This is a genomic window from Verrucomicrobiia bacterium, assembly GCA_035460805.1.
Lineage (GTDB): Bacteria > Patescibacteriota > UBA1384 > CAILIB01 > CAILIB01 > DATHWI01.
Window position 1 is genome coordinate 1 of sequence record DATHWI010000138.1, and the last position, 7,445, is coordinate 7,445.

A 7,445-nucleotide genomic window follows, 5' to 3' on the forward strand; every position below is an offset into this window, starting at 1 on the left:
GGCAAAAAAAGACCGTATTATGCACGCCCACTTAAAAGGTGGAGACATTGACCTCATGGCAAGTGACAGCGACCGCGAAAGCTTTGGCGACAGCTTTATTACACTCTCCCTTAACGGCACAGACGAAACCAAGCTCCGTGAGCTCTACGACAAGTTGGCAGTAGGTGGGAAGAACTTTTATCCTATTGAAATGCAGGCTTGGGGCGATCTCTTTGGTAGTGTCACCGACAAATACAATGTGGACTGGATGATGAACATTGCAGCTCAGAAGTAATACGTTTTTTAAAAGGCAGCCTTGGTGGCTGCCTTTTTTGTTACTCCACCAGGGTAGTAAACACAACACGCCGCTTACTAAACTTCTGGATCTCAGTATCCCAAGAACCTGTGCAGGTAATGAGGTTCATATGCGAACCTGGCCCAGAGTTAAAGACTTCTTTAGGATGATCGTCATAGTTGTAATCCCTAACCTTCTGCACCTTGAATGTGCGGGTTAGGCCGCCATCGTCAGTCACCAAGAGCGTATCCCCTGCCTTCATGGCATTCAGGGCAATAAATACCCCAGCCTGACCCTGCTTGCCATTTAAGTGACCGCCAAGTACCGCCGTACCAAGCTCTCCTGGGCGCGCACTCAGTTTGTACCAACCAACGTGAGCGATATTAGCGGGGACATCCATATCCCCCGCCTTGGTGAGGCCAACCGTTTGCATGGTAGCATCCACCTTAATGGCGGGGATTTGGATACGGACAGGAACCCCAATTTTAGGAAAAGGCATTGGGATAAATGTAGGCGCAGGAGCATCGCCCAAGCTTGTTTGAGCGCCTTTCACCTCCCCAGGGTTTATCTGAGGGTAAACAGGGTGTTCATGTACGGTAAAGGCAGATACAGCAATAACGAGAGCGGCGGCAGAACTGCCTAAAATCGTAACTACACTGCCTAATTTCCCCATAAGGTATGTTAGGACTTACGGCGAGCAAGGACGAGACCTGTTGCAAGTGCAGATGCAATACCAAAGGCGGCAACGGCAGGGCTTGAATACGGAGAAACTGGTGCATTACCAGTGTTTGGCAAGCCAGGCACCGCAACAGCAGCAGCCTTCTTGATGGTATAAACCGGTGAGGAAAAGGTAATGTCTGACACATTTATGACTGCGCCGCCATCAACTGCACTAATAGTGAAAGGTGCCGTCCCCGTTGTGCCACTCTCCGTGCGGGTAAGTGAGAGTGCAGAAACATTTACCGTACCAGGCGCCAGCCCTAGCAAGTTTTCCAATACAGCATTAGGAAGGAAAGCCTGCATGTTACCAACGTTTGCAGTGCTACCATCTGCCAAAAAGTGAGGGCCACCAAGCGTTGCAACTAGGGATCGCTCGCCATCTGAACCCTGTGCAGCTTCAACCCAACCACCCATCGCACCCGTAAGCCCAAAGTAGGAGCCGGCAAAATTAGAACCGTACCCTGTCTGGTCAAAGGTCATGTCTAGCGAGGCGCTAAGGGCATCTGCCTGTGACTGCGTAGCGTGACAGTTCGGTGGTGTGGCAGTACAAAAAGCAAAGTCATCGCCGCTGCCAAACGGCGTACGGACTGGGGAAAAGGTGAACGTCAAAGAAGCCGCGTCTGTCCCCAGATTGGCGGTTGTCCAACTATCAACGTGCCCATGTACCAAGGCAAACGAAAAATACTTTGCCAGATCGCCCATGTTTGTCATGGTGATGGTAATTTTGGAATCTGCGGTAATTGCCGCGTGCGAAGTTGGGGTAACTGCCGCACTTAGTTCCATGTCATTTGTGAAGGCATCTACATGGTGGTAGACAAAAAGGCTGGAACGGCGCCCAAGCTCTACGTTTGCACAGATTGCCGCGCCAATAGAACCGATAGCTGGGTTTGTTGGGTCCGCAATCACTTCGCCATCTACACTCATAGAAGCAATAACCGGGCGGGCAATAGCCATCCCATTCCAGGTATATGTAGTGGAGCCACTTTCACAGCTGGCCTGGTCTGGGACACCCTGGGTACTGGATATTGCGTATGTAGGAAGTGGTGCCGATACTAACCCGGCCATAAGTACCAAAGCACAGGACCCTACCTGGATCATCAGACGGCGAGAGAATGTCATATAGCTACCCCACTACTATGTAATTGTTATGTAGTTATAGTATCAAGCCACCTGGGATGATGCTAATTTTGCTATTAAAACCATCCTTTGCCCGAGGGTCACTTGTATTCAGATAGTCCCCACCTCCAGAATTATCAAATAAAAAAAGAGGGCGGTTGTACGCCCCCTTGAACTTGAAATGCAGCTCATCCACTAACCCCTTACCAGCCGGCGAACAACACGTTCACCCACTGAAACGGTCAAGGTGCTGCCCGCCGGCCACTCCATGGCCTGGTCAACCATACCATCGGAGAAGAAAACTCCCCCTTTTGGCATCTCACAAGTGAGCTGCAGCGGCCGGTCATTCACTACCCTGCCCGTGACAATGTAGGCACCTGTTTGCGGGGACGGGAATGGTTCCCGTACGACAAACACCAGCTCTGGGTCGGTAATGCCTGGCAGGTCTGCCAAGAGATGGTCGCGAGAGTCGGTAAGGGCCTCTACCATGGTCACGATTGAACGGAGCCAGGCCTGCGACCCTACGCCCGTGGAGATAATGACCCCACTGGAAGAATGGTGCTCTTCCCTACCTTGGAACGAGATCTTGTAGCGGGCCGAGACATGGTCTAACCGGCCCACGAAGATATCGTTAATGCCCCAGACCACGTGCTGCTCGTCTGTGGCCGCCCTTACAAACGGCAACTCTTCAACCCTGCCCTTGCCAGAAGCAAGGCGGCCGATAACATCGCCCACTTCTTCTGCCGCAAACGGCATAAGGTTGCCAGCGATGGTCCTGGGATCTGGGTTGATACCCAGTACCAGCTGATCGCCCAAGTACTGTGCCAGGTTGACGAACAACCCGTCGGGACCACATACAATGACGAGGTCTTTCTCCCGGAAGAGAAAGGTCGGCAAGTCAGAGCGTGACACCGTTACTACTCCTGCATCCGTAGGAAGCTGACGGTAGATGGCATCGAGCGACCGTTGGTACTGCTGGTGCTCCCGTTGGTAGCGGGAGATTGAATCCCCCGCCATTTCCAACGTGAACGCCGCTGCGCCCTCGGTGCTGTACTCATCAACCAACTCTTCCAGGCGGGTTCTTTTTGTTACGATAACAAATCGATCCACCATAGCGGTTACTCCTCCGTAGCCTTACCGGCTTCGCCCCTAAGGACTGCCAGCAGGTCGGTGGTCAGGGAGACGTTGTTAAGCGATCCCTTTTCCGCTGCCGTAAGGAGAGCAGCCGCCATTGCCTGTGAAGGGTTCATATCGGTAAGCGGCTTGAGACGGATCTCATTGGCTTCTGCCTCAGACTTGGCCTCGGCAACCCGGTTTTCACCCTGCTTCGTTACGAGCTCTGCTCGCTTCTCTTCCAGGGCCAACTTGGTAGCGGCTTCGTACTCCTTCAGGGCGCGCTCGTTGGTAGCGGACTGGCTGCGGCGCTCGTGAAGCGCCATATCCGCCGTCATCAACAACTTTTCCCGCTCGCTTGCGCCCAGCGCCTTGCCCACTTCCGTGTTAACAGGAGTGACCACGGCAACCGAACAGTTGCTTACGGCAATGCCTTTGGAGGCCAGCGCCGAATTCCCCTTATTCATGTGTTCCTGCAGGTCCGTTTCAAAAACGAACTGGGAACTCACGGCAGATGCGACGTCCAGGTTGGCCGCCGTCTTGCGGATTGGCCCAAGCACTTGCTCGGTGACAATCGCTTGCAAGTCAGGCTGCCACGCCTGTTCGTATTGGCCGTTGCGGGGGTTGACCGTGAAGTCGAAGGCCTTGCTGGCACTGACAGGCTCCAATTGAACCTGGACACTGCCGGTGACCCTGACTTGCTGCTTGTCGCTGGTGTGCACTTCAAGGGAGAAGTGGACGATTTGCGAGGTGGTCGGCACTACCGCGACAGTGGTGGTGGGGCCAATGAGGCCGCCCCAACCAATACCGCGATTGGCAAACGAACCACCCGAACGTGTGAAAACGTGACCGGTAGCACCGGCATATCGAAACATGCTAATTCCCAACATTTGAACCTACTCCTCGGGTTTTCCCGTGTTTTCAATGTCATTAGTGTAGTTTACACACTAATTATGTGTTTAATCTACACTAAGTCTGTAGGATGTCAACACTATTTCTTGTACGAAAATAAAAAGACCCCGTAGGGGTCTTTTCGTAGGCTGGGATAGGTCAGTTCCTATTACCAGAGAGCTCGCCGCTTGTGAGGAATGCCTCGACCAATCTGTGCATCGTGCTGTTTCCGCCACACTCACACATGATGACCTGGGCACCCTTGCACTTGCGGTTCACCGACGCCTGCTTGGCAGTCATGTTGCACCTGCACAAGACAAAGCTGACTTTCTCAGCGGGGAATCGTGATGCGATATCGATCGCACCTTCGGAACCTCGGTCCCCGACATAGACCACAACGCGGTCGATGTTTTCCAGGGACTCCGGAAGCTGGCTGCCCAGTTCTGTGACCAGCGTCCGCGCGATGTCCACGTGGTTGGGGCTGCCCATTTGGGGAACCCCCCACTGCTGGCCACGCCCGTGCTGGACGATAACGGCGGTGTTGCCGCCTCGCTCGATAGGGCCGCTTCCAAACGTCCCAGGATCACCAATGCTGTTGTAGGTTAGGAAAAGTGCGGTTTTCTTATTCATGTTTGAACGCCCGGAAGGAGAGCCGTCTCACCTTCTCAAATCTGCGGAGACTCTACCACATTTTAGGCAGTTTGTCAATGTGATAGCCCCTAACTTACTTCTTTTTTGCTATGCTGAACCCCTCATGCCAAAACCGACCCTCATTATCATCACGGGACTTCCTGGGGCAGGGAAAACTACCCTGGCCAAGAAGCTTGCCCCTGTACTCAAGCTCCCCCTCCTCACAAAGGACTCTATTAAAGAGATTATCTTTGATACCTTGGGCTGGAGTGACCGTGAGTGGTCCAAAAAGGTGGGCCTGGCAAGCTACACCATTATGAACTCCCTAATCGAGACAGAGCTGGCCGCAGGGAGGTCCCTCCTGCTGGAAAGCAATTTTAAACCCGAATTTGACAACCCCCGCTTTCAGGCATGGCAACAAAAGTACAAGTTTATATCCCTACAGATATTCTGCACAGCTGAGGGTGAGGTTTTGTTCGAACGTTTTAAGCGGCGTGTGAGTACGGGCGAACGCCACCCCGGTCATGTAGATGGTGCCAATCATGACGAATTTAAAGACATACTTCTGCATGGTGCCGTGGAGCCCCTCTCCCTGAAGGGAAATGTCATTACCCTCAACACCACCGATTTTGCTACCGTTAATATGACAGACATTCTCAAGCAAGTACGGAAGAACTTACAGAATTAGCCCAGGCCCCATGCATTTCATTACCGGTAGCAGTGGCAAATTTGCAGAAGTGCAGTCCCTCATCCCCAGCATTGAGCAGGTAGATTTTGACCTGCCAGAGATACAATCCACCGACGCGAAGGAAATTATTGCGGCCAAACTCACAGCGGCAGAGGGCCACAATTTGGGTGAGTACATTGTGGAAGATACTGGCCTCTACCTCGAGTGCCTTAACGGCCTCCCTGGCCCGCTTATTAAATGGTTCTTGAAAAAGCTGGGCAATGAGGGACTGGCAAGCCTGGTAAACAAGTACGAGGACAAAACAGCCTACGCCACTACTTGGATTGGCTACCGCTCTGAGTCAGGAGACATTCACTATTTTGAAGGGTCGGTAAAAGGCACTATCGTGGCACCCAAGGGCGAAGGTTTTGGCTGGGACCCTATTTTTCAACCTGACGGACACGACCGGACTTACGGCGAAATGACTATGGAAGAAAAGGGGCAGACCAGTATGCGCAAAGCTGCCGTGCAAAAACTGGTCGATTTCCTGGGGAAATAATGAAAAGCAACTACCGTGACTTCTTTGCTCTGCAACTTACGTTCGCAGACAAGGTCGCACATATCCTCGACTGCACCTTTGAGGAGGCCATCCTTACCCATACCAACTTCCATAAGGCATTTAACTTTGGGCGGGCAGGAACAAACCCCGCGGCCTGGAAGACCTATACAAACGGCTTAACGACAGCAGCCTCTCCCCTAGATTGGACGTGTGCATTTTATGCCAAGCTTCCAGATTGGGAAGAAACAGAGCGGCCCTTTGGGTGTTTTGACTATGAGTATAAGGATGAGGAAGAAATTATCCGTATTCATTTCTATTCCACGCCCGCTTTTCATGTCGATGGAACCCCATTAAGTCCCTTAAGCCAAGAACGGCAGGAGGCACGGACTGCTGAACTCAGAACCATGTTCCAACACATTAGCACCGCACATCCTGATGCAAAATTTGTTACCGGCCATTCCTGGGTCTACAGCCTCCCTAGTTACTGCCGGCTTTTTCCTGAGCAGTATATTCAGTCACTCACAACCGCCACACCCACCTTTGACGGTACCCGCCGTTGGGGGCAATTCTTACGTCATACGGGGGCAGTAAAAGAGAACTTGGCCGCAGACTTCTTAGTGAAAGTTGCTGAAGCGAAAACAATGGAAGATATTGCTGCCGCCTTTCCTTACCAAGAGCTGCAGGCAATATGCCCCATCCGGCACTTCTATACTCACTTTGGCATCAGTTCTGAGTGAAAGCATTTGCACATAGTTCTGATACTATGTGCGCATGAAACAAGCCTCCTCTCTCATCCCCATCGTCATTGGTGTTGTGGCAGCTTTTGCGGTAGTGACTTATCTCAAGAATCAGCAGGAAGCACCTAACCCAGAACCGACCGCTACTGCTTCGCCCACCGCCACCTCAACTTCTTCATCCCCTCTCAATGAACAGGGGGTGCAAGTTGCCTCACCGTTACCCAACGCGCTTATAGAGAGCCCCCTTACAGTTACCGGCACCGCTACGGGTGACTGGTTCTTTGAAGGCCAGTTCCCCCTCTGTATTTTGGATGGTAGTAACACCGAAATTGCCTGTGGCCAGGCACACGCCCAAGGTGAATGGATGACTACGGATTCCATCCCCTTCACCGCAACATTCACGTTTGCCACGCCCACCACTGACACAGGGAAACTTGTCTTGAAGAAGGACAACCCGTCTGGGCTGCCCGCCAATGACAAATCGGTAAGCCTACCCCTTAGGTTCCGCTAATACCTTGCACATAAAAAACCGGCCGGACACATGGTCCGACCGGCATTGATAGTGACGACTCGTCATTTCCCCAGTCCCGAAAGGAACCTTGCCACGAGAATGAGGATAAAGAACCCAAATGCACTTGGCCAAAATTGCGCCGCAGGGATGATGAATCCAACTGCAAAGGCACAAACCATGGGAAGCACGATGTAAATGAAGCCAAGGAATAGAAGCCCGAGGCATCC

General features: G+C 52.4%; 10 protein-coding genes. 5 read left to right on the forward strand and 5 right to left on the reverse strand.

Annotated features, from left to right (window positions below; genetic code table 11):
- Nucleotides 1-274 (forward strand): VOC family protein (locus VLA04_05785; protein ID HSI21173.1); only part of this gene is annotated, 274 nt, incomplete at its 5' end.
- A gap of 40 nt (nucleotides 275-314) precedes the next feature.
- On the opposite strand, the gene VLA04_05790 is transcribed toward VLA04_05785, so the two are convergent.
- The 5 genes from VLA04_05790 to VLA04_05810 all read right to left on the reverse strand — a co-directional run bounded on the left by VLA04_05790 (nucleotide 315) and on the right by VLA04_05810 (nucleotide 4,744).
- Nucleotides 315-773, reverse strand: a complete 459-nt coding sequence (locus VLA04_05790; GenBank protein ID HSI21174.1) for a class F sortase — start codon at nucleotides 771-773, stop codon at nucleotides 315-317.
- A gap of 182 nt (nucleotides 774-955) precedes the next feature.
- A complete protein-coding gene (locus VLA04_05795) occupies nucleotides 956-2,113 on the reverse strand; it encodes a hypothetical protein (GenBank protein HSI21175.1) in 1,158 nt (385 codons plus the stop codon).
- A 192-nt stretch (nucleotides 2,114-2,305) separates the two neighbouring features.
- Nucleotides 2,306-3,223 carry an NAD+ kinase gene (locus tag VLA04_05800; protein ID HSI21176.1) on the reverse strand — a complete coding sequence of 306 codons (918 nt, stop codon included), beginning with the start codon at nucleotides 3,221-3,223 and terminating at the stop codon, nucleotides 2,306-2,308.
- A 5-nt stretch (nucleotides 3,224-3,228) separates the two neighbouring features.
- A complete protein-coding gene (locus tag VLA04_05805) occupies nucleotides 3,229-4,113 on the reverse strand; it encodes an SPFH domain-containing protein (GenBank protein ID HSI21177.1) in 885 nt (294 codons plus the stop codon).
- Nucleotides 4,114-4,273: 160 nt separating this feature from the next.
- Nucleotides 4,274-4,744 (reverse strand): hypothetical protein, encoded by a 471-nt coding sequence (locus VLA04_05810; protein HSI21178.1) that lies wholly within the window; start codon nucleotides 4,742-4,744, stop codon nucleotides 4,274-4,276.
- Between the two features lie 124 nt (nucleotides 4,745-4,868).
- On the opposite strand from VLA04_05810, the gene VLA04_05815 reads away from it, so the two are divergent.
- The 4 genes from VLA04_05815 to VLA04_05830 are packed head-to-tail and all read left to right on the forward strand — an operon-like array spanning nucleotide 4,869 to nucleotide 7,218.
- Nucleotides 4,869-5,432 carry an ATP-binding protein gene (locus VLA04_05815; GenBank protein HSI21179.1) on the forward strand — a complete coding sequence of 188 codons (564 nt, stop codon included), beginning with the start codon at nucleotides 4,869-4,871 and terminating at the stop codon, nucleotides 5,430-5,432.
- A gap of 10 nt (nucleotides 5,433-5,442) precedes the next feature.
- Entirely contained in the window at nucleotides 5,443-5,970 is a 528-nt protein-coding gene (locus tag VLA04_05820; GenBank protein HSI21180.1) for a non-canonical purine NTP pyrophosphatase, read from the forward strand.
- On the forward strand, nucleotides 5,970-6,707 hold the full coding sequence (locus tag VLA04_05825) for a hypothetical protein (protein ID HSI21181.1): 738 nt from the start codon (nucleotides 5,970-5,972) through the stop codon (nucleotides 6,705-6,707). The genes VLA04_05820 and VLA04_05825 overlap by 1 nt, the downstream gene beginning before the upstream one ends.
- A gap of 34 nt (nucleotides 6,708-6,741) precedes the next feature.
- Complete coding sequence (locus tag VLA04_05830; protein HSI21182.1) at nucleotides 6,742-7,218, forward strand: Gmad2 immunoglobulin-like domain-containing protein; 477 nt, start codon at nucleotides 6,742-6,744, stop codon at nucleotides 7,216-7,218.
- The last annotated feature ends 227 nt before the right edge of the window (nucleotides 7,219-7,445 follow it).

Coding starts and splice junctions, on each gene's coding strand:
- VLA04_05830 (HSI21182.1), top strand. CDS start 6,742: ATGAAACAAGCCTCCTCTCTCATCCCCATCGTCATTGGTGTTGTGGCA.
- VLA04_05795 (HSI21175.1), bottom strand. CDS start 2,113: ATGACATTCTCTCGCCGTCTGATGATCCAGGTAGGGTCCTGTGCTTTG.
- VLA04_05820 (HSI21180.1), top strand. CDS start 5,443: ATGCATTTCATTACCGGTAGCAGTGGCAAATTTGCAGAAGTGCAGTCC.
- VLA04_05805 (HSI21177.1), bottom strand. CDS start 4,113: ATGTTGGGAATTAGCATGTTTCGATATGCCGGTGCTACCGGTCACGTT.
- VLA04_05800 (HSI21176.1), bottom strand. CDS start 3,223: ATGGTGGATCGATTTGTTATCGTAACAAAAAGAACCCGCCTGGAAGAG.
- VLA04_05810 (HSI21178.1), bottom strand. CDS start 4,744: ATGAATAAGAAAACCGCACTTTTCCTAACCTACAACAGCATTGGTGAT.
- VLA04_05825 (HSI21181.1), top strand. CDS start 5,970: ATGAAAAGCAACTACCGTGACTTCTTTGCTCTGCAACTTACGTTCGCA.
- VLA04_05790 (HSI21174.1), bottom strand. CDS start 773: ATGCCTTTTCCTAAAATTGGGGTTCCTGTCCGTATCCAAATCCCCGCC.
- VLA04_05815 (HSI21179.1), top strand. CDS start 4,869: ATGCCAAAACCGACCCTCATTATCATCACGGGACTTCCTGGGGCAGGG.